Origin of the sequence: Listeria sp. ILCC792 (assembly GCF_900186135.1) — a bacterium.
GTDB classification, from domain to species: domain Bacteria; phylum Bacillota; class Bacilli; order Lactobacillales; family Listeriaceae; genus Listeria; species Listeria goaensis.
Window position 1 is genome coordinate 1 of the sequence record NZ_FYBO01000008.1, and the last position, 23,529, is coordinate 23,529.

Sequence of the window (23,529 nt, forward strand, 5' to 3'; positions counted from 1 at the left end):
GACGCGTCCAACAATTACGGCTAGACCTTGTTGAAGCGGTGGAAGAAGAAAAAATTCTGGAAAACTATTTACAATTTGAGCAAAGTCATACCCACTTTTTCCAAGAACTTTTAGCGCTTGTGATGACGGCGCAAAGAACGATGCGGCAACTCTTGCAGGAAGTCGAGTTTAACGCCCAAACCGGCACCTATACATATCCGAAAGGCTATACCCAGTCGATGGATGCCTTGAAACAGCGGCTTAATACCGTTCGCGGCGTAGACCCAAAACTGGTCGAAGCGCTGAAAGCCTATCAAGTTTTGGCAGTGGTGTACTACGATGCGGAGGGAAAGCCGCAAGTGATGTGGCTGCTTGAACAAAACGGAGTGGGTGTGCATGACCCGAAACTGAAGAAATACTTAGACAAGGCAGGAAAGTATTTAGACCCAAGTGACTACCAAATTATCACGAATGAGGAGTTGAACAAAAAAATCACTGAATCGTGGAAAACCGGCACCTATTATATGGACGGCACGCAATACACCGGTATGGCTGGTGGTACGCTTCGGGCATCAGCGTATGTGGAATCGGTGAAAGGTACGCTGGATGAAAGTGGCCTGATGGACGTGGTGATGGGGCTAGGCTTGAGTACGGCGGCGATTCGGGGGAGTATGACGTATGAGGGAGCTAGTGGGGCTAAGGTACCTAAAGACTATTCTCAAACTAGAGAATACTGGAAAAAAGATGTTGATTTTAAAGATACCAAAGTTTATCAAAGAAATGGTATAATTGATATTAATAGAGTAGACGTTAAAGGACGCTCAAACCTTCAAAGAATGGAACAAGGTTTGGCACCTTTAGGACCAGATGGAAACCCAGTGAATTTGCATCACATGACTCAACGAGATATAAGTTCTATTGCTGAGGTAGAGCAATCTTTCCATCAAACTAATTCTAAAACAATTCATATTAATCCTAACTCAGTTCCGTCTGGAATAGACAGAAAGTCTTTCAATAAATGGCGTTCGGATTATTGGGAAAATAGAGCAAAAGACTTTAAATAAAGGAGATATTACAATGAGTGGAGAGTATAATAAAGCAAAAGAACTAATTGAAGAGAATCAAGATTTAGTAGACGCTTTTGGGGGAGCTTCGGATGATATTATAAAAAAAGCTCAGACAGTTCTTGATTTACAATTCCCCGAAGATTATAAACTTTTCTTATCTTGTTTTGGTGCTTTAACTTTTGGTTCTATTGAAATCTATGGTGTTTTTAGAGAGGATTTTGAAAATTCGGGTGTTCCAGATACTATTTGGTCTACGTTAAATGAACGGAAATTAGTAAATATGCCAAAATATTTAGTTATTTTGTATAATACTGGGATGGGAGAAATGTATTGTTTAAACTACAAGGATTTGAATGAGAAAAATGAACCTAAAATAACATCATACTTCCCAGGTTTTTCTGAAGACGCACAAAAAAATGAAGTTTTATACAATAACTTTGGAGAATTTCTTTTAGACATGGTGAATGAAGAAATTCATTAAAAATAAAAAGGCACGTTACTATCTGATTGGCGTCGGATAGTAAAGCTTTGAACTCACTAATCAAGTTGCTAAAAGCTAGCTGTATTCATTGTATAGAAGCTGTACTACCGAAAAAGATATGAGAAAACTAACTCTGTAAAAAGAGTAGCATACTCATATCTTTTTAACTGCTTTCAAAAGTATAAAATCATTGTGTTGCTTGGTATGAGAGACGGCTTGTTAAGTGGACAGGAGCTGGATGGGAACAAACATCAAAGGGATTAAGTAACATGAAAGTATATCAAGCTAGGACTGTTACAAATAGTGGTATCTAAGCTAAACAAACATTCCCTGCTGAGGGCATGTAAGACATATAAATCTTGGCTATCTGAATAAAAAAAGGAACTTAGGAGAATGGCAATCAAGAAAATAAGTGGGACGAAGCTTTCTGAAAACTGATTTTGGTATAGAAAATCTAATATCTAGGCAAGATTGGAATAATTATTTTAAAGTCAAATAACTAGACATTGTCAAAGAAGAAAAAATTCTGGAAAACTATTTACAATTTGAGCAAAGTCATACCCACTTTTTCCAAGAACTTTTAGCGCTTGTGATGACGGCGCAAAGAACGATGCGGCAACTCTTGCAGGAAGTCGAGTTTAACGCCCAAACCGGCACCTATACATATCCGAAAGGCTATACCCAGTCGATGGATGCCTTGAAACAGCGGCTTAATACCGTTCGCGGCGTAGACCCAAAACGGGTCGAAGCGCTGAAAGCCTATCAAGTTTTGGCAGTGGTGTACTACGATGCGGAGGGAAAGCCGCAAGTGATGTGGCTGCTTGAACAAAACGGAGTGGGTGTGAATGACCCGAAACTGAAGAAATACTTAGACAAGGCAGGAAAGTACTTAGACCCAAGTGACTACCAAATTATCACGAATGAGGATTTAAACAAAAAAATCACTGAATCGTGGAAAACCGGCACCTATTATATGGACGGCACGCAATACACCGGTATGGCTGGTGGCACGCTTCGGGCATCCGCGTATGTGGAATCGGTGAAAGGTACGCTGGATGAAAGTGGCCTGATGGACGTGGTGATGGGGTTGGGCTTGAGCACGGCAGCCATTCGGGGGAGTATGACGTATGGGAAGACTGGTGGAGCTGACCCAATTCTAACAATATCAAATAGATATCCGAATGAAGCACAGTTAGGAAAATCTTATAATTTCACCATAAAAAACGGGAATATTAAGGGTTTAAATGGTATTGAAACAGTAGACTTTATTATTGATATAAATGGGAATCTAAAATTAGGAAGCGGCCATTCATTTTTAGCTAATGGCGAATCTGTTCAGGCTGCTGGAAAACTAAAAATAAATGGAACAACTGGTCAAATTAGAAGGATTACGAATTGGTCAGGACACTATACCCCAAGTCCCGACCAAGCAATATTATCTCCAAATGCCCTTAGAGGTGTTGGGCTAAATGTAAATAATAGTTGGTTAGAAATATATGATATTAATTTGACGAGTTCTGGTTATGTTAATTTGGCAGAAGTTAATTTAGTGTCAAGTATTAAATTGAAAATTAAATAATTAAGGGGAGATTAATGTGGAGAAAGTTACTCAGATGAATAAGGAAATTTTTAAAAATAACTTAATTGCTACGGTAGCGGAAATTAGAGAAAAAAAGAATGTATCTTTTAATGATTGTAAGTTTATTATTGTTCCAGTACAAGAAAAAAATAAACCACTAAGTACCGAAGATGATTATATGAGATTGAATATTTTAAGTAAAGAAAATATTGGTGGAAAAAAAATCCCAGTAAAACAAACGGTAGGAATTTTAGCTGGCTTGCAACCACTTGTGCCAATTTGGATAAATGTATCTTTTTATGAAATGGAAGAAGATACTGCTATATTTAAATTAGAGACGAGTTTACGTTTCAGAAAACCAACCTTATTGAGAAATGCAGAAACAGGACATGCTCCTTTTAAGGCAATTTTTTAATGTTATTTTGCTAGATTCTAAGGATGAAGTAGAAAAGGTTTGAAAGAATAAATTTAAATATTTAGTGTAAACTGTGGACATGTTATGCTTAAGAGGCTCAAGGGACAAGTCAAGGTACTAGCTATTTCGTGAGTGCCTCGGGTACTAACAAACTGACATGTCCGCTAAAGAAAGTCAATAGTGATGTTAGGAGAGCCTAGCGGTCTATTGACTTTCTTTATAATGTTTTACGGATTAGAAGAGACATTATTCTCTTTTTTCCACTTCTTTATCATGGACGGCACGAAATACACCGGTATGGCTGGCGGCACGCTTCGGGCATCAGCATATGTGGAATCGGTGAAAGGCACGCTGAATGAAAGTGGCCTGATGGATGTGGTGATGGGGTTGGGCTTGAGTACTGCGGCGATTCGGGGGAGTATGACGTATGAGGGAGCTAGTGGACTTGGAAAGAATATTGAAAATGCTAACCCTTCGGAAATTAGGTTCAGTCAAACTTCTGTAAATGGTTCAGATGAAATTATTGCTAGCATGAAAGCGAATGGTTGGAAAGGTGACCCAATTGATGTTGTGAGAATGCCTGATGGTAGTTTGACAACTCTTGATAACACAAGAGTTGCAGCAACTAGAGAGGTTGGAATAGACGTCCAAGCCAATGTTAGAAGCTATGATACACCTTTACCTGATTAAGCCACAATCGATAGATTTACGACAAAAAAAGGCGTTCCAAAAACATGGGGAGAAGCTATAGAGTTACGAGTTGGAAAACAGAAAGCTGATTTTAGAAATAACAATCCAATGGGGTCGTTTGATTTAGAAAAAATGAAATAGAAAGAATGTGCTTATAGTCATGAAAAAATTTTATATTGAAGAAGACGTATTTATATACCCTGAAGCCTATAACAAATTAATTGAATTAAACTTGGTAGATTTTGATGTGTGGTATTTAATTGAGTCAGGTCAAGCAACTAGAAGGTACTATGATTTGAAAGAAAGGTATCCTAATAGAAAGTTAATACCCTTTGCAAGAAGAGATGATAATGATGATATAGCTTGTTTTGAGATTGGAAAAGAAAATAAAGTTCAATTAATTCATGATTTCACTACGGAAGGTTTTGAACAAAGAGGCGAATTTGAGGATTTATGGGAGTGGGTAGAATTTGCTGTTAAAACAATGACTGAATATAATCGGGAGGAAGAAATTGTCTAATAAAATAAACTATACAAAATTGAGTAAAGAAGTTTCTTATGCATTACGTCATGCTCCATGGGAATATGAGTTAGAACTGGATAAAAATGGTTGGGTACCAATTGACCAATTATTACAAGCATTACATCAGTCTACCGAATGGCAAAATGTAGAATTTGATGATTTAAAAGTAATGATTGAAAAATCAGAAAAAAAGAGGCATGAAATCAAAGAGGATAGTATTCGAGCATTATATGGACACTCTGTTCCAATGAAAATAGTAAAAGAAGAAGCTATTCCTCCTAAATTTCTGTATCATGGAACTGCACATAATCTTTTATCTGAAATTGAAAAGAGTGGTTTATCTCCCATGTCTCGACAATATGTTCATTTATCCGAAGATATAGAGACAGCTAGTTTAGTAGGGAAAAGAAAAGAGAAAAATCCGATTATTTTAGTGATTAATACAGAAAATGCTAGAGCGAAAGGAACAAAGTTTTATTTGGGAAATGAAAAAGTTTGGTTAGCAGATACTATTCCATCAGAATTTATAGAAGTATTTACACAAAAATAAAAAGGTACTCTACTATCTGATTGGAGTCGAATAGTAAAGCCCTGATTAGTAAGCGTGAACTCACTAATCAAGTTGTCAATAGTTAAAAAAACTAACTGTATTTTTAGAAAATACTTTTCTAGTATTAATAAGTATTGCCAGAAAATATAAGTGAATAATGATAGGTTTTAATGAATCCTTAAAAGCCATATACTATGTTGTAAAATGATACAGAGATTCAACAAATAAACTCCAACTTGCAATACTCAAGGAACAATTTGTGGAACTGGATAAAGATGATTAGGATGCCAAGTTACTTGAAGATTTAAATTTTTCTTCGTATGCTGGACTAAAAACATATTTATTTTTTAATAAAAATAAATGCGCGGTATTGATTAACAAATTTAGGAGCCTGAAAACGGTTCCTTTTTTGGTGTCAGTTTGCTAAGATAAAAGGGAGGGGGCGACAGAAAATTGGATTCGAAAATAACTTTTTATATGACAAGGCACGGTAAGACGTTGCTGAATACACTTGAAAAAGTGCAAGGTTGGTCAGATTCGCCGCTGACGAATGAAGGCCGGGAAGTGGCAGAATACTTAGGTCGCGGTTTAGATATTTCGTTTGATGCGGTTTATACGAGCGACCGTGGACGGACAATTGAAACGGCGGATATTATTTTAGTGGAAAGTGGACAGACCCATCTGGAGAAAAATATTCTAAAAGATTTGCGCGAATTTTGCTTTGGGAAATTTGAAGGTTCGCCGAATGAGGAAATGTTTAGCACCGTGATGGCACATCTTGGTTATGCTTCGCCAGAGGAAGGCATGCGAAATTTAGGTTTAAAAGGGGTCCAATTGGTGCTTGAGGCTGTGAGTGAGCTTGACGAAACCGGTCTTTCAGAAAGCTGGGCAGATATGGAGGCGCGCCTCATGCGCGCTTTAGACAAAATGATCGAGCAGGAACAAGGCGAAAGCGAAAAGCACGTCTTGGTGGTGGCGCACGGAATGACGATTAACGCCTATTTGACGATTTTGGCGCCGGAATTTGTAAACCCGATGCTTGAAAACGCGAGCATTACGAAAATGGTGTATGAAAACGGAGAAATACGCGTGGAGTCGGTGAATGACACTAGTTATATTTTAGCAGGACAAAAATAAATTGAAAAAAGCATAAATCCAGTAAAACCCATCTCTAGAAATGGCGTTATTGCTGGATTTATGCTTTTTATTATATTTCTTATTTCATGAATTTGACGCAAACTGGTTCTGGAACTTTGATATCTTTTTGGAGTAAAGTCAGTTTGCCGGTTTCTTTGTTGACGCTGAAAATAGTAACGTTGTTGGAGTTTTCGTTTGTTGCAACGAGGATTTCGCCAGTTTTATCTAAGTCAAAATCGCGCGGTCCGACACCTAAAACGGGTACCGTTTCCAGCAAACTCAATTGTCCGGTTTTATCAATCGCAAAAGAAACAATCGCATCTTGACCGCGGTTGGAAACATAGAGGAAGCGTCCGTCGTTTGAAATGTGAATCGCACTCCCTTTGTTTTCAGCTGTAAAATCAGCCGGAAGCGATGGAATCGTTTGAACGACCGTCAACTCGCCGCTCGTGCTGTTATACTCTGCTACAACAACTTCTGATGTGAGCTCGGTCATGATATACACGTACTTCGCATTTGGGTGGAAAACTAAGTTTCGTGGCCCGCTTCCAGGTGTGAGAAGCAAATCAGCCACCTTTTCAAGTTTGCCAGACGTCGCGCTATACGTCGTCACGTAGTCCGTTCCAAGGTCACATGTCACGACAAATTTTTGATCGGGCGTAAAGCCAGCAAAGTGTGCATGTGGTTTTTCTTGGCGTTCGTGTACGCTTTTTCCGGTATGCTCGATTTCAGAAATCGGTGCGCCTAGTGCGCCGTTTTCAGTTGGATAACTTAAAATGGTTCCTAAGTGATAGTTCGCTGAAACAACAATTGAATTGTCAGCCGATGCATCAACATAACAAGGAGGATTGCCAGTTTTTACTTGTTCATTTAAAAGAGCAAGTGAGCCGTCCTCATTAATTTTGAATGCAGCAAGGCCACCTTTATCGCCGTCTTTCGCTACAGAATACAAATATTTTTCATCATCTGAAATTTTTAAATAAGTTGGGTTATCCATTGTGCCCGCGTGCTTATTTTCTAAAACTTCGCCCGTTTCGCGGTCCATTACAAGGCGATAAATTCCTTTACTTTCCACTTTCGTATATGTACCAATGTATGCGGTTGCGGTTTTATTTGACATAAATTCGATTCCTCCTGTTAAAAAGTCATTTCACGCTTTATTATAGCACAGACTTAAGCTCCTATGCTGACTGAAAGCATAGGAGCTTAAGTGATTCTTTCTTATACAACGCCTTGTGCAAGCATTGTATCGGCAACTTTTAGGAAGCCGGCGATGTTTGCTCCGACGACGAGGTCACCCTCGTAACCATATTCTTTTGCAACGAAGCTAGCGTTTTTATAAATGTTTTTCATAATATTTTTTAGGTGGTCATCGACTTCAGCAAAACTCCAACTCATTCGACTGCTGTTTTGCGCCATTTCAAGAGCAGAAACACCAACTCCTCCAGCATTTGCTGCTTTTGCAGGACCAAATAAGATTTTATTCTCATGGAAAACCGAAACAGCTTCTAGTGTGGACGGCATGTTTGCCCCTTCTGCAACAGCGATGACACCGTTTTGAACGAGCGTTTTCGCTTGTTGTTCGCTAATTTCATTTTGCGTCGCACATGGCAAGGCAATGTCACATGGCACTGACCAAATATCGCCATTTTCATAAAATTCGGCAGTGGGGTGTTTTTCAAGATAGGTGTGAAGGCGCCGACGCTCTACTTCTTTTATTTGTTTTAATGTTTTAAGATTAATACCTTCTGGGTCAAAAATATAGCCGTCAGAATCGCTACAAGCTACTACTTTTGCGCCTAGTTCTTCGGCTTTTTCAATCGCATAGATGGCTACATTACCAGAGCCAGAAACGACAACCGTTTTATTTTTAAAAGACTGATTTGTTGCGGCGAGCATTTCTTTTGTGAAATAAACAAGACCGTAACCTGTTGCTTCTGTTCGCGTCAAGCTCCCACCATATGTGAGGCCTTTACCAGTGATGGTGCCAGCGTCAAAACGGCTCGTCATTTTTTTATACTGCCCGAATAAATAGCCGATTTCGCGACCGGATACGCCGATATCACCAGCAGGGACATCTGTATCTGGACCAATGTGCACCGCGAGTTCAGACATGAAACTTTGACAGAAGCGCATAATTTCTGCATCGGATTTTTCTTTTGGATCAAAATCGGAACCGCCTTTACCACCGCCGATTGGCAAACCAGTTAGGGCGTTCTTGAAAATTTGTTCAAAGCCTAGAAATTTTACTATACTCCCATTTACCGAAGGGTGGAAGCGAAGTCCGCCTTTGTAAGGGCCGATAGCGCTATTAAATTGTACGCGGAATCCGCGGTTTACTCGTACCTTTCCGGCATCATCTACCCAGGGAACACGGAATGTAATAAGGCGTTCAGGTTCAGTTAGACGCTCTAAAATGCCGTTTTCTTGGTACTTAGGGTCTTTTTCCAGCGCAGGAATAATCGCATTTAAAAATTCCTTTACTGCTTGATGAAATTCAGTTTCTTCTGGATTACGTCTTTTGATTGTTTCAAAAATCTCCGCCGTATATTGCTCAGCAGCTTGACGATTTTCTGAAACCATTGTTGTTTGCCCCATATTAACACTCCTTTGAAAATGATTAACTTGCACGGAATGTTAATTATTCCGCATATGTTTGGTGGGATGTGAAATTATATTACTCTTGTTGTTAAGTTTACCATGTTAAAAATATATCTGGCAAGTAAAAAAACAAATTTTCTGAAAAAAATAAATATATAGGCATAACAAAGAAAATATTGTATGATTGGGCGCACAAAAAAATTCCCATGCGGGGGGACGCATGGGAAAACAGGGAGTTAATTGGAGTTGTGATTTCTGAGACAAAATCAAGGGATAATTGGGAAACTTAATGAATAGACATAAAGTCGTTTGTCTCAGGAAAGTCACAAGTTATTCTTTGGGTAAAGTAACTTTCTCCGATAAAATAAGTATAGAAGAATAGTGGCAATTAATCCTGCTCATTGGCTTACAATTTGCGGGTGCAACATTACAATTTTGTCACAAATCTTGGATTTCCTTACGGTCGCTCGTTTTACTGAGGCGACCTTCGCGTTCAAGGAGTTTTTGTTCGATTTCAGAAAGGGTGACGCCAGATTCCACGAGCAAAACGAGTAGGTGGTACGTCAAATCGGCGGTTTCGCTAATCAATTCGGCTTTTTCATTTTTGGCGGCAATAATGACTTCGGTTGCTTCTTCGCCAACTTTTTTTAAAATCTTGTCTAAACCGCGGTCGAACAAATAGGTTGTGTAGGAGCCTTCTTTTGGCGCGGTTTTTCGGCTCGCAATTTCAGCGTATAGCTTTTCTAACATGACGACACATCCTTTATTTCATTTGTGAAACAAGAGCGCGAACCTAAGTGGCAGGCGGGCCCGGTTTGGTGGACGCGAATAAGCAAGGTGTCCAAATCGCAGTCGGCCGTTATTTGTGCGACTCGTTGCACGTGCCCGCTTGTCGCTCCTTTATTCCAAAGTGCTTGTCTTTTTCTCGAAAAGAACCAGGTGTAGCCGGTTTCGAGCGTTTTTTGGTAGCTTTCTTCGTTCATGTAGGCGAGCATGAGAACTTCGCCGTCTGAGGCGTCCACGATAATGGCTGGAACGAGTCCTTTTGAAAAATCGATTGTCATAAGCGCACCTCCACTGCGTTTTTTTTGAGTGTTTGTTTCACGTCCTGAATATCAAGCTCGCCGTAGTGGAAAATGCTCGCGGCAAGTGCGGCGCTTGCTTCTGTTTGGGTGAAAACATCGACCATGTGCGAGGTGCTTCCGCAACCACCAGAGGCGATGACAGGAATTTTGACGGCCTGCGCAATCGTTTTCGTGAGGGCGATATCATAGCCGTTTTTTGTCCCGTCGCCGTCCATGCTTGTGAGTAAAATTTCGCCAGCCCCGAGTGCTTCCGCTTTTTTTGCCCATAAAACGGCATCGAGGCCTGTATCATGTCTGCCGCCGTGTGTGAAAACGTGCCACGAATCCTCTACGCGCTTGGCATCGATTGCGACGACGATGCACTGGGTGCCGAATTTATTCGCCCCTTCTGAAATGAGCTCTTTGCGTTTGATGGCCGCTGAATTTAATGAAATTTTATCTGCGCCAGCTTTTAGAAGCGCCTGCATTTCTGCGGTCGTTTGAATGCCGCCGCCAACTGTTAATGGAATGAAAACTTGTTCGGCTGTTTTTTCGACGACATCGATCATCGTTTTGCGCCCTTCATTTGTGGCTGTTATATCGAGGAACACAATTTCGTCGGCACCGGCTTTGTTGTATGCTTTCGCGATTTCAACGGGGTCGCCAACGTCTTGTAGGGCAACAAAATTGATGCCTTTGACGACACGGCCATTTGTTACGTCGAGACAAGGAATGATGCGTTTTGTGAGCATTAGTTTTCCACCTCCAAAATTTCTTTCATCGTGAGGCTTTCGCTATATAGCGCTTTTCCAGCGATGGCGCCCGCTAGGTTTTGCTTTTTAAGCGCGATTAAATCCGCTTGATTTTTCACGCCACCAGAAGCAATAATTGCGCAGGAAACTGCGTTTTGTAGCGCCGCAAGCTGTTCAAAATTCGGACCAGCGAGCGTTCCGTCGCGCCCAATATCCGTAAAAATCAGCGTCGCAACACCAAGTTTTTCCATTTGAACCGCAAAGTCAGTGAAGCGAATATCACTCGTGTTCAGCCAACCATCAGTTGCAACAAAGCCGTTTTTAGCATCAATTCCAACCGCGATTCGCTCGCCGTACTTAGTCACCGCCTCGCGCACAAATTCAGGCGAGGAGACGGCACTTGAGCCAATAATCACCCGTGCAATCCCACTTTCGAGATACGCCGCCACTTGCTGCATCGAACGAATCCCGCCACCAACTTGTACCGGTAAACCCGTTTGTTCACTCATTTCTTGGATTAAAGCGAGGTTCGCGGGATCGCCGTTTAATGCGCCGTCCAAATCCACAATATGCAAATACGAAGCGCCTGATTTTTGAAATGCCAGAGCTTGCGCCACCGGATTTGGATTCACAATCGTTTCCTTGTCGAAATTGCCTTGATACAGCCGCACACATTTGCCGTTTTTTATGTCAATTGCTGGGTAGACACGCATCGCACAACCTCCTTAAAGCCACGTAAAATTTCCAAACCAACCGTATCACTTTTTTCAGGGTGAAACTGCGCCCCGTATACATTTTCACGTTGAATGAGCGCCGGCACAGCTAGACTATGTTTTGCTACAGCAGAAATATAAGCCGAATCCGTTTCTGCAAAATAAGAATGCACAAAGTAGACATAACGTCCGTTTAAATTTTCCGTAAGAAGATTTTCTTGCTGCACGTCAATTTGATTCCAGCCCATATGTGGCACTTTGAAGCCAGCCTCTTCGGGGATTTTTTTGACTGTTCCGGGAATCAGGCCGAGCCCTTTCGTCAGCGTGTGTTCCTCGCTTGAATCAAGCAACAGCTGCATGCCAAGACAAATTCCGAGTAGGGGAGTACCTTTTTTTGCGGCCGTTAAAATGGGTGTCACAAGTTTTCGTTCTTCGAGTTTGGCCATCGCATCGGGGAAGGCGCCCACGCCGGGAAGGATAATGCCATCTGCCGTCTGTATTTCTGCCGGGTCCGCCGTAAGTTGGCTAGAAAGTCCCACAAAATCGAGTGCTTTTTTCAAACTGCGTGTATTTCCAGTATCGTAGTCAATAATGGCAATCATTTACAGGACTCCTTTCGTGGAGTTCACGCCTTCGATTTCAGGGTTTATCGTGACTGCTTCAGAAAGGGCGCGCCCGAAAGCTTTAAATAGCGATTCGATTTTATGGTGTGTATTTTGCCCGTAAAGTACGCGCAAGTGCAGGGTCATCTTAGCATTTGATGCGACCGCTTGGAAAAATTCTTGTACGAGCTCTGTGTCGAAATCACCAACTTTATCGCGTTCAAATGGGGCGTCAAAAACGAGAAAACTCCGACCCGAGAAATCGAGCGAACAATGGCCAAGACTTTCATCCATCGGGACAAAAGCGTTGCCGTAACGGTTAATTTGCGCCTTATCGCCGAGCGCTTCCGCAAGGCATTTCCCGAGCACAATCCCAATATCTTCTGTTGTATGATGAAAATCGACTTCCGTATCTCCCTTTGCGAGACAGACCAGACTGAGGCGCGCGTGTTTAGCGAACAATGTCAACATGTGATCTAAAAAACCAACCCCGGTTTGAATCTCAGAAGCATTTTGTTTATCAAGCTGAAGTTCTAGTGTGATTTTTGTTTCGCCAGTTTCCCGGCTTATTTTAGAAGTTCTCATCTTGCCTTTCCTCCAATCGAATTTGAATGGCGCGTGCATGTGCGGTTAAGCCTTCTGATTCAGCGAGCTCTATTACATCTCTGGCCGCATCTTTAAGCGCATTTTCTGAATATAAAATAAAACTTGAGCGTTTTGTAAAATCGTCCACGCCAAGCGGAGAGGAAAACTTCGCTGTGCCTGCCGTTGGAATGACGTGGTTTGGTCCCGCGATATAATCGCCAAGCGGTTCAGTCGCATGTGCACCGAGGAAAATCGAACCTGCATTTTTAATTTGTGGTAAATAAAGCAGAGGGTTTTCCATTTGGATTTCAAGATGTTCGGGTGCAATTTCATTCGCGATTGCGAACATATCCGCCGTGCTCTCCGCCAAAATGAAATGCCCGTTCTGAAGCGCCACCTCACAAATTGTTTTCCGTGAAAGTGACTGAACTTGCCGCAACAATTCGTCTTCTGTCGCTTGAATAAGCGCGTTTGATGTCGTCACCAAAGTGACGCGCGCAAGTTCATCATGTTCAGCCTGTGACAACAAATCCGCCGCAATAAAGGCTGGATTCGCCGTTTCGTCTGCTAAAATAAGAATCTCAGAAGGTCCCGCAATCATATCGATGCCGACTTGACCGAACACTTCGCGCTTGGCTGTTGCCACAAAAATATTTCCCGGCCCAACAATTTTGGCAACGCGGGGAATGGAGTCTGTCCCGTACGCTAACGCCGCAATAGCTTGGGCCCCGCCAATTGTGAACACTTCGTCAACGCCCGCAATTTTCGCAGCGGCAAGTACGGCAGGATTTAAGTCCGCATCAGGCGGGGTCACCATCACAATTTTTTCAACGCCAGCGACTTTTGCCGGAATCGCGTTCATCAAAACCGATGAAGGATAGCTCGCCGTCCCGCCAGGCACATAAATGCCGACTGAATCAATTGGCGTCACACGCATGCCGCGAATAACCCCGTCTTTTTCGCTGTCTAAAAAACCACTGCGTTTTTGTTTTTCATGGTAGTCCGAAATGTTCTTACGTGCAGTTTCAAGCGCCCGAATAAGCGAGGCGGGCACGGATTCATATGCCGCATCAATTTCAGCTTGGCTCACCCGAAATGCCGTCAAATCCACGTCATCAAATTCCTTTGTCAGGCGAACTAAAGCCGCGTCACCGTCTTCTTTCACAGCAGAAATAATTTTGCGTACAGCATCACCTACGTCCGCATGCGTCTGTTCGCGCACTTCCAATTGTTTTAAAATAGTTGCCACATTACCCGTGAGTCGTTTCATTCGCCGTCCGCTCCTTTAAAACAAGTTGTAACTTGTCAATTAATGAAAAAATTCGCGTTTTATTTTGCTTAAGAGAAGCCTTATTCACAATCAGTCGTGCCGAAATCGGATAAAGTTTCTCTACAACCACAAGGCCATTGTCACGCAGTGTCGCGCCGGTTTCCACAATGTCGACGATAGCGTCCGCCAAACCAAGTAGCGGCGCAATTTCAACCGAACCTTCGATTTTAATAATTTCAACATCCTCGCCGCGCGCCCGGAAAAATTCTTCCGTTACGTTCGGATATTTCGTCGCAATCACTTTTCGCTTGTAGTCAGTCGGATCAAACGTAGGCGGAGCCGCCAAACAAAACTGGCATTTGCCAATGTTCAAATCGAGCACTTCATAATAACTACTCGCCGCCTCAAGCAAAATATCACGCCCGACAATCCCAATATCCGCCGCCCCGTGTTTCACATACGTCAGCACATCGACCGCTTTTACGAGGAAAAAATCAATTTCATCCGTGTCACTTTGAAAAATCAATTTTCGCTTCTTATCCGCTAAAACCGTACAATCAACGCCCGCCAAAGTAAGTAAGCGCACAGCCTCGTCCTCAAGCCGACCTTTCGTTAGCGCAATCTTCAACCTCAAACCCGCTCACCCCTCTCAAAAATCACCTTCATACCTTCTTTTTGGAAAGAAACGACAGTCTCGATTTTCCATTTTCTCGCGAAAGCAATCGATTCGTTTTCCGAGTCTAACAGGCTAAGTGTACTATCTGGATTTTCCTGATAATAGCGCTCCGCCGCGCCTAGTTCAGCTAAATCATAATGAATGAGCACTCGTTTTGTAGCCAGCTTTTCAGTTAAGCCGTGTCGCTCTTTGAGAGCTAAAATGGCATCTAAATGGAGGGCAAGCCCAACCGCAGGTACCTTTTCCATCCCAAAATGTTCCGACAGCCGGTCGTATCTGCCGCCGCTTAAAAAATAATCCGCTGCAAAATTCGCAAAGCCGCGAAAAATGAGCCCCGTATAATAGCGCAATTCCTGAACTAAACCAATATCGACAGTGAGTAATGCATCTGGTTCAGCCTGTTTAATCGTTGCTGCAATCTCTAAAATTTCATCAAGTGGTGCATAGAGTTCAGCGTCAGGTAACAATTCCTTCGCCTCTGAAATCGTCGTTTCAACTTGCCCGAATAGTCTTGGCAGGGCGCATAAAAAGCGAGTCCACTGTGGCTCAAATTGTTTTGCGAAGACCTCCATGTCAGACAGGCTTTTATTTTGTAACAGCTTACGAAATTCAACTTCCTCCGTCGCACTTAAACTTAATTTTTGAAGGAGTAGCTCATAAAAACCAGCATGTCCGAGCTCCATCTGAAAATCCGGAATTTGCAGTTCCCGCATAAGCCGAATCCCAGATAACAAACATTCCACTTCCGCTTTTCTTGAGCCGTAACCAATTAGTTCAATCCCAGTTTGCATTTCTTCATTTCGGTCGCCGCCGTGACTGGCATTCGCGCGAAAAATTTTCCCACTATAGGCAAGCTTTACCGGCAACAAAACGCCTGTTGTATGTACCACACGGCCTATCGGTAAAGTCATATCCGGGCGCAGGGCTAACATTCTCCCTTTTTCATCAAAAAAACGATAGTGGGTTTCCTTTGTTTCTAACGAAAAAACATCTTCAAATTCGATAATTGGCGTTTCAATGCGCATAAAACCCCGCTTTTTGAAAAAATCTTGGACGGTGTGCTCCAATTTGTAGGCCGCTTCGGCTTCCCGAAAAAGCTTATCGCGTGTCCCAGTTGGCAAATTTAAATTCCAGTTCATCTGCAAACTCCTTTCTGATATTTTAACTTATTAGCATATTAGCATGTTAAAGCGTTTTTGTAAATGGTTTTATGTTATAATGATGGAAAATAAGGAGGGGACGCGCATGAAATGGGATGGGCACACGCATACGGAGTTTTGTCCGCACGGTTCAAGGGAGGAAGTGGAGCGTTTCATTATTCGAGCTATCGAATTAGGGTTTGATACATATTCTGTCACCGAACATATGCCACTTCCGGCTCATTTTAATCAGCAGGCAGCAGGGGAGCGGGAGGCATACGAAACGGCGAGCATGGCGATGAGCGATTTGCCGTATTATTTGAAGGAGATGGCGCGGCTTAGGGCGAAATATCGGAGCGATCTCAAAATTAAAATTGGTTTTGAGGTGGATTATTTGGCGCAGTTTGAAGCATTTACGCGCGACTTTTTGAATGAATATGGGCCAGAATTAGATGATGGTATTTTGAGCGTGCATTTTTTGGAAGGGCAGGACGGCATTCGTTCAATCGATTTTAGCGCGGCAGATTACAAAACGGGCATTGTCGATTTTTATGGTGGTTTTCGGGAGGCTCAAATCGCGTATTTGGAACAAATAAAAGCCTCGATTTTGGCGGATTTGGGGGCGTTCAAGCCGAAGCGGTTGGGGCATATTTCGCTTTGTCAGAAATTTAGGCACGCGTTTAATACAGAAACAGCTCTTCCAGACGACGTGATGACCGACGTGCTGGAACTTGTGCAGCGTAGCGGCTATGCGCTTGATTACAATACGGCGGGGCTTTTTAAAGTGGACTGCCGTGCGACATATCCGCCTGAGATGTACGTCAAACAAGCGAAACACCTAGGCATTCCGCTTGTTTATGGGTCTGATTCACATGCCGTCCGTGATGTTGGACGAGCTTACTCGGTTTTTTCTGAAAACTTGTCATAGTTCGTCGCCGGAATTTTTAAGCCCGAGGTATGCACGATGCTGTTTTTCTCTACTTTCCAAGTGCCTTTCACAACACCGTTTTGGACGACAATCGGCCGAAAGAGGCCGTTTTTTGTAATGACTTCGCGTTGCAATTCTTCTGGCAAATGCACGGAGCGGTCGCGGTAGCTGATGAGCCATTCGTCAAAGCCGGCGAGCAAAACGGTGTGATTAGTCGCCGTTTTTTTCGTTTCCGGGTAAAAATAAAAGTCGCCATCTTGTACGAGTTCGCCGCTTAAACTCGCAAGCATTTTTTTGATGGTCGTCTGCGGAAGTCCGCTCCACCAATTGAAATCTTGAATGGTCGCCGGGCCGCGGCTTTTAAAATAAATCCGTCCGAGTTCTTGGAGTGCCTCATCAAATGTGGCATCTGTTTTATGCTGCTCCAAAAATTCCGTATTTTGAAACGTATTCGCATCCGCATGGAAAACTAAAATGTCATCTAGATTGGCCCTCGCAATGAGCTGCGCAAATGGAATGCCCGAACATGGCAATTCAAGCTGTTCGATGCTCGCTGAAAGCTCCGCGCGCGTTTTAGGCCCATCGCTAAGCTGCTTTTTAAGTTCAGCGTTACTTCGCTCAAAATCGCTTTCTGAAATCCCTAATTTTTTCCAATAACCGCGAAAGATTTGAAGAGTTCGCGCGCCGTAAACCTCTTTCAGCAAAAAATAATCTTCCGGGCGCATCGCATGAATCGTCCCGCGAAATGCCCATCCGCGAATGATTTGATTCTCCGCGAGCGTCCGCTCAATTTCAGCGCGACTCGAATTTTTTGTCCGACTTGCAATCGCATAAAGCATTTGCGCCCGGTTCTGCGCCTGCATCGCTCCAAAATAAGCGACCACTTCATCTGGCGTTTCAAAAGGCGCTAAAATACGCTGTGCGCCTGTTCGTAAGTGGATTAAATCTGATTTTTTCATTTGCAGCACTCCTTTTTTTTAGAATAGAGAAAGCAGCGTGAAAAAGCAACTAAAAAAAGGTCACGAAGTAAGATTATTCATTAAAAAACTAAAAAATAGCTGAAAAAAACATATTTCAGATTATTTGTTTACAAGTGATACAAATCTATGCTAAGGTAGGATCATTACACGAAAGGAGATGAAGCATTATGACAGAAAAAAAGAAAAATAAAGGTTTGAAGGTACTTCTAAGTTTGATGTTAGGATTTAGCTTTGTGTTTATGTTTCAAGGGCAAAAAGCAGAGGCTCTGCAAGTATCAAGCGTCTTGTACTACTATGAAAAGGGGTTTTATCGGACACTTTTTGGGGTGGAAAATTTCACGAGAAATAAAAATTATCGAACAATCTCTTACCAAAATGGTGCAAGCTACACAACAAAAACAAAACGGCTTTATGCGTACCAATCAGGAAGTTGCACAGCTTACACGAGAACTTGGAAAACATATTAATAAATCGCTTGGAATCTGGTAACTTCACTAGATTCCTGCTTTATAGTAGAAGGAGTAAGTGAACATGCAGATGAACCATATAGCGAAAAGTATTAGGCAGGTCAATATACTAAACGATATCACTTTTTCTTTAGGACGAGGAAAAGTGGTTGCTTTAGTCGGGCCTAATGGAAGCGGGAAAACAACGTTAATGCGGATTATGAGCGGTGTCCTTTGCGCGAGTAGCGGCGAAATCCTAGTTACGGAGGATAATAAAACGCTTTATTTTATGCAAGATAACAGCATTTTATATTCGTATTTAACAGGGATGAATCATCTTCTATTCATTGGACGGATGTATGGGAATGTGAAAAAGATAACAGAGATTGTTGAGAAATTACATATAATGCCTTTTATAAATAAAAAAGTTGGCACGTATTCTTTAGGAATGAAACAACAATTGCTATTTGCGATGGCGCTTGTTGCAGATGGGGATATTTTAATTTTAGACGAACCATTTAATGGACTGGACCCATCTGTAAGCACTGAATTTAAATTTTGTATCCAAGAGTTGAAGCACAGCGGGAAGCAAATTTTTATTTCCTCCCATATTTTGTCAGATATAGATGAAATTGCGGACACCGTTTTATTTTTAAAACAAGGAATGATTGTTCAAGCAGAAGAAGTGGGTGAACAGCATCTGGAGGAATATCAAATCACGCTGAAAACGGGACTAACAGCGCAGGCGATTCAAACGTTAGAAAGCCACAACTCGATTTACTCGCTTAATAGGAAAGATGAAAATTTACTTATAGTTAAAATTTCGGCGGGAAAATTAATAGATTTGACACGGCTTTTAAATGATTTACAGGTGGATGTTGCAAATATTTTGTTGCAAAATGAAAAAACGAAACACTTATATCATGAAATTTATGAACAGAAGGAGGATGGCGGCGAATGAGGAATATGTACCGCTTTGAATGGCAAAAATTAATGAAACGAAAATTATTTCTCATTTTGCTTATTTTAATCGTCAGTTTAATTGCGATACTTTTTGTTTTTTATCAGTCACAATTTAATTTTGAAAAAGAGAACGAGATAAATAGTGAACAAGAGGAGATTCAAAGTATTGAGATGGCGATTCAAGGTGTGAAGGCGGATCCGGCCAAGTCAATTGCAAAAAATCAAGTTCTCAGTGAATATGAGCGAGACTTAAAAGTGGCAAAAGCGAAGTTAGAAGCAATGAAACAAGGGAAATCAAAAGAAAGACTGAAACTGCAAATTACAGAAGACAAAAATTTGTTGCAAGATGTTAGAAGTGGCAATACGTATACGGAAATGACCGAAAAACAACTCGAAATGCAAATTGCTTTAAAAGAAAAATATGACCAAGGAAATTTTGAATACAGCGGAACAGAATTTCATTTAAACGGTTCGGGCTTTACATTGGGTGCGCTTCAATTCCTCTTTCCGTATATTTTTCCGCTGCTCTTTTTACTGGCGTCACTGACCGTCATAGGCTCTGATATTGATTCTGGGAAATTACGCTTTTTCTGGAGTTTGCCAATCAAAAAAAGACATGTTTTGCTTACGAAAGAACTTGTAGCCTTGACTTCTGGCGGTATTTTTCTACTTGTAACACTTTCCGCCGCTTACTTGATTCCAAGTTTGAAAAATGGTTTTAAAACCTTCCAAATGCCAGCTATTATTCAAAAAGGTGCTGATTTTTATATTGGCACAGAAGGTGAAGTTTTAGCTGCTGCCGTCATAATAGCCGTATTTATCGTGCTATTTCTAGTTTCTTTACTGACTGTGCTCAATTTAGTTTGCAGAAATAATATTTTGAGCGTCATTATTATATTCTTGCTTATTTTCAGTTCGGGATTTTTACTAGGCAAAATGGAATCAGATGCAGGCATTTTACTAATGTTTAATCCGTTTGTGTATGTCGATGTTGTCAATTTGGCAAATGGAAATATTGGTGCAAAACTGGGAAGTAGTTTCATAAATGTCATTACGGGTGTAGGCGTTTTACTTTCGTACATTGTAATATGTCAGCTCCTTATTTTTAAACTGTCGACAAATGAAAAGCTAATTTTAAACAAATAAATAGACTTTGAAAAAAATCTCAAAGTCTATTCGCGTTATTTTTAAACAACAAATATAAAATAAAGAATAAACAGCGCCATCATCACATACATGATGGGGTGGACCTCTTTATAGCGCCCTTTTAACACCATCGTAATTGGGTAGAAGATAAAGCCAATCGCAATCCCTGTCGCAATTGAGAAAGTTAAAATCATCATCAAGATGACGAAGAATGCGGGAACCGCGACCTCAAATTTCGACCAATCGATATGCGCCACGTTACCAATCATTAAAATACCAACAATAACGAGTGCAGGTGTCGTGACGGCGCTTGTAATTACGCCAAGCAGCGGCGAGAAGAAAAGCGATAAGGAGAAACAAATTGCGACGACAATCGCCGTAAGCCCTGTTCTACCACCGACCGCAACCCCAGCCGTTGATTCCACGTAACTGGTCGTTGTTGAAGTCCCGAAAATCGCACCAACAACCGTCGCAACAGAATCAGAAAAAAGCGAGCGTCCTGCACGAGGCACTTTATTATCTTTCACAAAGCCAGCCTGGTTCGCCACCGCAACGAGCGTTCCCGCTGTATCAAAGAAATCAATGAAGAAGAACGTTAAAATCACAATTAACATTTGGGGAGTAAAAATATCACCAAGATGGATGATAGCCTGCCCGAATGTTGGTGCCACGCTTGGTACGGCGGAGACAATTTGGTGCGGCACTTCGATTTGACCGACTAGCATGCCGACAATGGCGGTAGTCGCCATCCCAAAGAAAATCGCGCCCTTCAAATTGAGTGTCATGTAAATGACCGTAATAATGATGCCGAAAACGGCCAGTAAAACGGGGCCAGAATGAAGATTTCCAAGTGCGACAATGGTCGATTCATTCGCCACAATTATACCTGCATTTTTTAATCCTAGAAAAGCAATGAAAAAGCCAATACCGGCGCCAACTGCGTATTTTAGTTCAGCGGGAATTGCGTTGATGACTTTTTCGCGAATTCCAGAAACAGTTAGGCAAATAAAAACGAGTCCTGAGACGAGCACGCCTGAAAGCGCCGTCTGCCAAGGAATTCCCCACTGTGCGCATACCGTGAAGGCGAAAAAGGCGTTTAAGCCCATTCCGGGTGCCAAACCAATTGGGTAGTTGGCAATCAGACCCATGAGAAGTGAGCCTACAACAGAAGCGAGCACCGTCGCTACGAAAACCGACTTTAAATCCATACCCGTAGTGTGAAGCATTGTCGGATTCACAAACAAGACATACGCCATGGAAAGGAACGTCGTGAGCCCCGCCAAAATTTCAGTTCTTACATTCGTTTTGTTCTCGCGAAGTTTAAAAAATTTGTCCATTAAAAAAAGCCTCCCTGTTTTTATCACATTCGAAAAAGGGCGAGCTAAAAAAATACGGGAAGATCCCTATGTATTCATTCTGCTCGTAGTCGGGTCATTTACGGTAACCCGGTAGAAACATCCGAACCCTATTTTCGGACATATACGATATCTTTTTATTTTAGAGGAAAAAAGAGGGTTTGTAAATGTAAATTTTGAAAAAGTACCTCCCTCATGAATTTTCTTGGTATATATAGAAAAAATAACATCAAAAAGAGGTGACCATATGGGAGGATTTAGTATCGTCGGATTCGTTCTAATGCTCGCAATAATCGCAATTCTTGTTTACATCATTGTAAGGATTTTAAAAAAATAGCAATGAAAATGTGCAAGTAAGATACATAAAATTAACGTCTTTTTATCCTCATCTAAACAGGTGAGGTTTTTTTATATAAACTTTTAAATAAATTAGTTTATACTTTTAGAATAATCATGTATAATAAAAGAAAAAAATGAACTGGAGGATTTCAAATGAAGTATACATTTCCTGAAAATTTTTGGTGGGGTAGTGCAGCATCAGGCCCGCAAACAGAAGGTGCGGCAGATGTTGATGGACGCAAACCGAGTATTTGGGATTACTGGTATAGTAAAGAACCAGGACGCTTTTTTAATGGCGTAGGCCCAGCTAACACTTCTAACTTTTATTACCAATATAAAGAAGATATTGCGCTCATGAAAGAAACGGGGCATAATTCATTCCGTACATCGATTCAGTGGTCTAGACTCATTCCAGATGGTATCGGTGAAGTAAATCCGAAAGCCGTTGATTTTTATAATCGCGTAATTGACGAAATGATTGCACAAGGCGTCACACCATTTATGAACCTCTATCACTTTGATATGCCAATGTCGATGCAAGAAAAAGGTGGGTTCGAGTCGCGCGAAGTCATTGACGCGTATGCAACCTTTGCCGAAACTTGCTTTAAACTTTTTGGTGACCGTGTCAAACATTGGTTCACATTTAACGAGCCGATTGTACCCGTTGAAGCAGGTTACTTATATGATATGCATTATCCAAACGTTGTGGACTTCAAACGTGCGGTGCAAGTCGGATTCGGTACAACGCTCGCGCACGCAAAAGCTGTCAAAGCGTATCACGGATTAAAGCAAGACGGAAAAATCGGCATTATTTTAAACTTGACGCCGTCCTATCCGCGCAGTCAAAATGAAGCGGACTTGCGTGCAGCCCACTTGGCAGATTTAATCTTCAATCGCAGCTTCTTAGACCCAGTCACACTTGGCGAATTCCCAAGAGACCTCGTCGAATTGTTACGTGAGAAGAATTTCTTACCGGATTACACAGAGGAAGACCTAGCCATCATTAAAGAAAATATTATCGATATTTTAGGGGTCAATTATTACCAACCGCGCAGAGTTAAAGCAAAAGAATATATGCCACATAAAGACGCGCCTTTTGTCCCAGAGCATCTTTTTGATAACTACGAAATGCCTTACCGCAAAATGAATCCGTACCGTGGCTGGGAAATTTACGAGCAAGCGATTTATGATATTGCGATCAACATTCGCGATAACTACAACAATATTCCTTTCTTTATTTCGGAAAATGGGATGGGTGTTGAAGGCGAAGACCGGTATCGAAACGCTGAAGGATTTATCGAGGATACGTACCGAATTGAGTTCATTCAGTCGCATTTGAAATGGCTTCATAAAGCAATTTCTGAAGGTTCCAATTGTCTCGGCTACCATCTATGGACGTTCATGGATTGCTGGAGCTGGGCAAATGCCTATAAAAATCGCTACGGCCTAGTCGAAGTGAACTTAGATGAGAACTATAAACGGACAATCAAAGCATCAGGCAAATGGTATAAAACACTCGCTTCCGAAAACGGATTTGAAGCCTAATTTC

Annotated in this window: 25 protein-coding genes, 1 pseudogene and 1 riboswitch; of the genes and pseudogenes, 13 read left to right on the forward strand and 13 right to left on the reverse strand. The window is 41.7% G+C overall.

Annotated elements, in window-relative coordinates; translation table 11 throughout:
* The 8 genes and pseudogenes from CFS60_RS09285 to CFS60_RS09320 form a co-directional block, all read left to right on the forward strand.
* The coding region (locus CFS60_RS09285; protein WP_304441196.1) for an HNH/ENDO VII family nuclease at nt 1-1,043 on the forward strand (1,043 nt) is incomplete at its 5' end.
* Nucleotides 1,044-1,056: 13 nt separating this feature from the next.
* A complete protein-coding gene (locus tag CFS60_RS09290) occupies nt 1,057-1,527 on the forward strand; it encodes an SMI1/KNR4 family protein (RefSeq protein ID WP_088816468.1) in 471 nt (156 codons plus the stop codon).
* 610 nt (nt 1,528-2,137) lie between these two features.
* A complete protein-coding gene (locus CFS60_RS09295; RefSeq protein WP_159458303.1) occupies nt 2,138-3,106 on the forward strand; it encodes a hypothetical protein in 969 nt (322 codons plus the stop codon).
* A 16-nt stretch (nt 3,107-3,122) separates the two neighbouring features.
* Nucleotides 3,123-3,521, forward strand: a complete 399-nt coding sequence (locus tag CFS60_RS09300) for a hypothetical protein (protein WP_088810613.1) — start codon at nt 3,123-3,125, stop codon at nt 3,519-3,521.
* A 279-nt stretch (nt 3,522-3,800) separates the two neighbouring features.
* Nucleotides 3,801-4,352, forward strand: a pseudogene (locus CFS60_RS14075) (hypothetical protein); the annotation flags it as partial.
* A 19-nt stretch (nt 4,353-4,371) separates the two neighbouring features.
* On the forward strand, nt 4,372-4,731 hold the full coding sequence (locus CFS60_RS09310; RefSeq protein ID WP_088810612.1) for a hypothetical protein: 360 nt from the start codon (nt 4,372-4,374) through the stop codon (nt 4,729-4,731).
* Nucleotides 4,732-4,735: 4 nt separating this feature from the next.
* Nucleotides 4,736-5,284 carry an RNA 2'-phosphotransferase gene (locus tag CFS60_RS09315; protein WP_369821524.1) on the forward strand — a complete coding sequence of 183 codons (549 nt, stop codon included), beginning with the start codon at nt 4,736-4,738 and terminating at the stop codon, nt 5,282-5,284.
* Between the two features lie 477 nt (nt 5,285-5,761).
* Nucleotides 5,762-6,421 carry a histidine phosphatase family protein gene (locus CFS60_RS09320; protein ID WP_162859601.1) on the forward strand — a complete coding sequence of 220 codons (660 nt, stop codon included), beginning with the start codon at nt 5,762-5,764 and terminating at the stop codon, nt 6,419-6,421.
* A 79-nt stretch (nt 6,422-6,500) separates the two neighbouring features.
* Here the strand turns inward: CFS60_RS09320 and CFS60_RS09325 are convergent, their stop codons facing one another.
* The 11 genes from CFS60_RS09325 to hisZ form a co-directional block, all read right to left on the reverse strand.
* On the reverse strand, nt 6,501-7,541 hold the full coding sequence (locus CFS60_RS09325) for a lactonase family protein (RefSeq protein WP_088810609.1): 1,041 nt from the start codon (nt 7,539-7,541) through the stop codon (nt 6,501-6,503).
* A gap of 101 nt (nt 7,542-7,642) precedes the next feature.
* Nucleotides 7,643-9,019, reverse strand: a complete 1,377-nt coding sequence (gdhA, locus tag CFS60_RS09330) for an NADP-specific glutamate dehydrogenase (protein ID WP_088810608.1) — start codon at nt 9,017-9,019, stop codon at nt 7,643-7,645.
* 441 nt (nt 9,020-9,460) lie between these two features.
* Nucleotides 9,461-9,772 (reverse strand): phosphoribosyl-ATP diphosphatase, encoded by a 312-nt coding sequence (gene hisE / locus CFS60_RS09335; RefSeq protein ID WP_088810607.1) that lies wholly within the window; start codon nt 9,770-9,772, stop codon nt 9,461-9,463.
* Nucleotides 9,766-10,086: a phosphoribosyl-AMP cyclohydrolase gene (hisI, locus tag CFS60_RS09340; protein ID WP_088810606.1), complete on the reverse strand. Its 321-nt coding sequence runs from the start codon at nt 10,084-10,086 to the stop codon at nt 9,766-9,768. Before hisI ends, hisE begins: the two co-directional genes overlap by 7 nt.
* Nucleotides 10,083-10,838, reverse strand: coding sequence for an imidazole glycerol phosphate synthase subunit HisF (hisF, locus tag CFS60_RS09345; RefSeq protein ID WP_088839122.1), 756 nt, complete (start codon nt 10,836-10,838; stop codon nt 10,083-10,085). Before hisF ends, hisI begins: the two co-directional genes overlap by 4 nt.
* The gene (gene hisA, locus CFS60_RS09350; RefSeq protein ID WP_088839123.1) at nt 10,838-11,551 is read right to left on the reverse strand and encodes a 1-(5-phosphoribosyl)-5-[(5-phosphoribosylamino)methylideneamino]imidazole-4-carboxamide isomerase; all 714 of its coding nucleotides are present in this window, start codon (nt 11,549-11,551) and stop codon (nt 10,838-10,840) included. The genes hisF and hisA overlap by 1 nt, the downstream gene beginning before the upstream one ends.
* Nucleotides 11,524-12,153 (reverse strand): imidazole glycerol phosphate synthase subunit HisH, encoded by a 630-nt coding sequence (gene hisH, locus CFS60_RS09355; RefSeq protein ID WP_088810622.1) that lies wholly within the window; start codon nt 12,151-12,153, stop codon nt 11,524-11,526. Before hisH ends, hisA begins: the two co-directional genes overlap by 28 nt.
* The gene (hisB, locus tag CFS60_RS09360; protein WP_088810603.1) at nt 12,154-12,738 is read right to left on the reverse strand and encodes an imidazoleglycerol-phosphate dehydratase HisB; all 585 of its coding nucleotides are present in this window, start codon (nt 12,736-12,738) and stop codon (nt 12,154-12,156) included.
* Nucleotides 12,725-14,008 carry a histidinol dehydrogenase gene (gene hisD / locus CFS60_RS09365; protein ID WP_088839125.1) on the reverse strand — a complete coding sequence of 428 codons (1,284 nt, stop codon included), beginning with the start codon at nt 14,006-14,008 and terminating at the stop codon, nt 12,725-12,727. The genes hisB and hisD overlap by 14 nt, the downstream gene beginning before the upstream one ends.
* Entirely contained in the window at nt 13,989-14,642 is a 654-nt protein-coding gene (gene hisG, locus CFS60_RS09370; protein WP_088810601.1) for an ATP phosphoribosyltransferase, read from the reverse strand. Before hisG ends, hisD begins: the two co-directional genes overlap by 20 nt.
* On the reverse strand, nt 14,639-15,823 hold the full coding sequence (gene hisZ / locus CFS60_RS09375) for an ATP phosphoribosyltransferase regulatory subunit (RefSeq protein WP_088839127.1): 1,185 nt from the start codon (nt 15,821-15,823) through the stop codon (nt 14,639-14,641). Before hisZ ends, hisG begins: the two co-directional genes overlap by 4 nt.
* A 106-nt stretch (nt 15,824-15,929) precedes the next feature.
* Here hisZ and hisJ point away from each other — a divergent pair, with 106 nt between their 5' ends.
* Nucleotides 15,930-16,751 carry a histidinol-phosphatase HisJ gene (hisJ, locus tag CFS60_RS09380; protein WP_088825390.1) on the forward strand — a complete coding sequence of 274 codons (822 nt, stop codon included), beginning with the start codon at nt 15,930-15,932 and terminating at the stop codon, nt 16,749-16,751.
* On the opposite strand, the gene CFS60_RS09385 is transcribed toward hisJ, so the two are convergent.
* Nucleotides 16,721-17,710 carry a winged helix DNA-binding domain-containing protein gene (locus tag CFS60_RS09385; protein ID WP_088839129.1) on the reverse strand — a complete coding sequence of 330 codons (990 nt, stop codon included), beginning with the start codon at nt 17,708-17,710 and terminating at the stop codon, nt 16,721-16,723. The genes hisJ and CFS60_RS09385 overlap by 31 nt on opposite strands.
* A 188-nt stretch (nt 17,711-17,898) precedes the next feature.
* On the opposite strand from CFS60_RS09385, the gene CFS60_RS09390 reads away from it, so the two are divergent.
* The 3 genes from CFS60_RS09390 (at nt 17,899) to CFS60_RS09400 (ending at nt 20,286) form a co-directional block, all read left to right on the forward strand.
* Nucleotides 17,899-18,198, forward strand: a complete 300-nt coding sequence (locus CFS60_RS09390; RefSeq protein ID WP_088810597.1) for a hypothetical protein — start codon at nt 17,899-17,901, stop codon at nt 18,196-18,198.
* Between the two features lie 64 nt (nt 18,199-18,262).
* Complete coding sequence (locus CFS60_RS09395) at nt 18,263-19,138, forward strand: ABC transporter ATP-binding protein (protein WP_088810596.1); 876 nt, start codon at nt 18,263-18,265, stop codon at nt 19,136-19,138.
* Nucleotides 19,135-20,286: an ABC transporter permease gene (locus tag CFS60_RS09400; RefSeq protein ID WP_088810595.1), complete on the forward strand. Its 1,152-nt coding sequence runs from the start codon at nt 19,135-19,137 to the stop codon at nt 20,284-20,286. The genes CFS60_RS09395 and CFS60_RS09400 overlap by 4 nt, the downstream gene beginning before the upstream one ends.
* Before the next feature lie 41 nt (nt 20,287-20,327).
* On the opposite strand, the gene CFS60_RS09405 is transcribed toward CFS60_RS09400, so the two are convergent.
* Nucleotides 20,328-21,623, reverse strand: coding sequence for an NCS2 family permease (locus CFS60_RS09405; protein ID WP_088810594.1), 1,296 nt, complete (start codon nt 21,621-21,623; stop codon nt 20,328-20,330).
* Nucleotides 21,624-21,689: 66 nt separating this feature from the next.
* A riboswitch (purine riboswitch) is annotated at nt 21,690-21,791 on the reverse strand.
* A gap of 342 nt (nt 21,792-22,133) precedes the next feature.
* Here CFS60_RS09405 and CFS60_RS09410 point away from each other — a divergent pair.
* Entirely contained in the window at nt 22,134-23,525 is a 1,392-nt protein-coding gene (locus CFS60_RS09410; RefSeq protein ID WP_088810593.1) for a glycoside hydrolase family 1 protein, read from the forward strand.
* Nucleotides 23,526-23,529 lie beyond the last annotated feature (4 nt).

Coding starts and splice junctions, on each gene's coding strand:
- hisI (WP_088810606.1), bottom strand. CDS start 10,086: ATGACAATCGATTTTTCAAAAGGACTCGTTCCAGCCATTATCGTGGAC.
- hisD (WP_088839125.1), bottom strand. CDS start 14,008: ATGAAACGACTCACGGGTAATGTGGCAACTATTTTAAAACAATTGGAA.
- CFS60_RS09405 (WP_088810594.1), bottom strand. CDS start 21,623: ATGGACAAATTTTTTAAACTTCGCGAGAACAAAACGAATGTAAGAACT.
- CFS60_RS09385 (WP_088839129.1), bottom strand. CDS start 17,710: ATGAAAAAATCAGATTTAATCCACTTACGAACAGGCGCACAGCGTATT.
- CFS60_RS09400 (WP_088810595.1), top strand. CDS start 19,135: ATGAGGAATATGTACCGCTTTGAATGGCAAAAATTAATGAAACGAAAA.
- hisB (WP_088810603.1), bottom strand. CDS start 12,738: ATGAGAACTTCTAAAATAAGCCGGGAAACTGGCGAAACAAAAATCACA.
- hisA (WP_088839123.1), bottom strand. CDS start 11,551: ATGCGTGTCTACCCAGCAATTGACATAAAAAACGGCAAATGTGTGCGG.
- CFS60_RS09390 (WP_088810597.1), top strand. CDS start 17,899: ATGACAGAAAAAAAGAAAAATAAAGGTTTGAAGGTACTTCTAAGTTTG.
- gdhA (WP_088810608.1), bottom strand. CDS start 9,019: ATGGGGCAAACAACAATGGTTTCAGAAAATCGTCAAGCTGCTGAGCAA.
- CFS60_RS09410 (WP_088810593.1), top strand. CDS start 22,134: ATGAAGTATACATTTCCTGAAAATTTTTGGTGGGGTAGTGCAGCATCA.
- CFS60_RS09290 (WP_088816468.1), top strand. CDS start 1,057: ATGAGTGGAGAGTATAATAAAGCAAAAGAACTAATTGAAGAGAATCAA.
- hisF (WP_088839122.1), bottom strand. CDS start 10,838: ATGCTCACAAAACGCATCATTCCTTGTCTCGACGTAACAAATGGCCGT.
- CFS60_RS09310 (WP_088810612.1), top strand. CDS start 4,372: ATGAAAAAATTTTATATTGAAGAAGACGTATTTATATACCCTGAAGCC.
- CFS60_RS09325 (WP_088810609.1), bottom strand. CDS start 7,541: ATGTCAAATAAAACCGCAACCGCATACATTGGTACATATACGAAAGTG.
- hisJ (WP_088825390.1), top strand. CDS start 15,930: ATGAAATGGGATGGGCACACGCATACGGAGTTTTGTCCGCACGGTTCA.
- hisZ (WP_088839127.1), bottom strand. CDS start 15,823: ATGAACTGGAATTTAAATTTGCCAACTGGGACACGCGATAAGCTTTTT.
- CFS60_RS09295 (WP_159458303.1), top strand. CDS start 2,138: ATGCGGCAACTCTTGCAGGAAGTCGAGTTTAACGCCCAAACCGGCACC.
- CFS60_RS09320 (WP_162859601.1), top strand. CDS start 5,762: ATGACAAGGCACGGTAAGACGTTGCTGAATACACTTGAAAAAGTGCAA.
- hisH (WP_088810622.1), bottom strand. CDS start 12,153: ATGATTGCCATTATTGACTACGATACTGGAAATACACGCAGTTTGAAA.
- hisE (WP_088810607.1), bottom strand. CDS start 9,772: ATGTTAGAAAAGCTATACGCTGAAATTGCGAGCCGAAAAACCGCGCCA.
- CFS60_RS09395 (WP_088810596.1), top strand. CDS start 18,263: ATGCAGATGAACCATATAGCGAAAAGTATTAGGCAGGTCAATATACTA.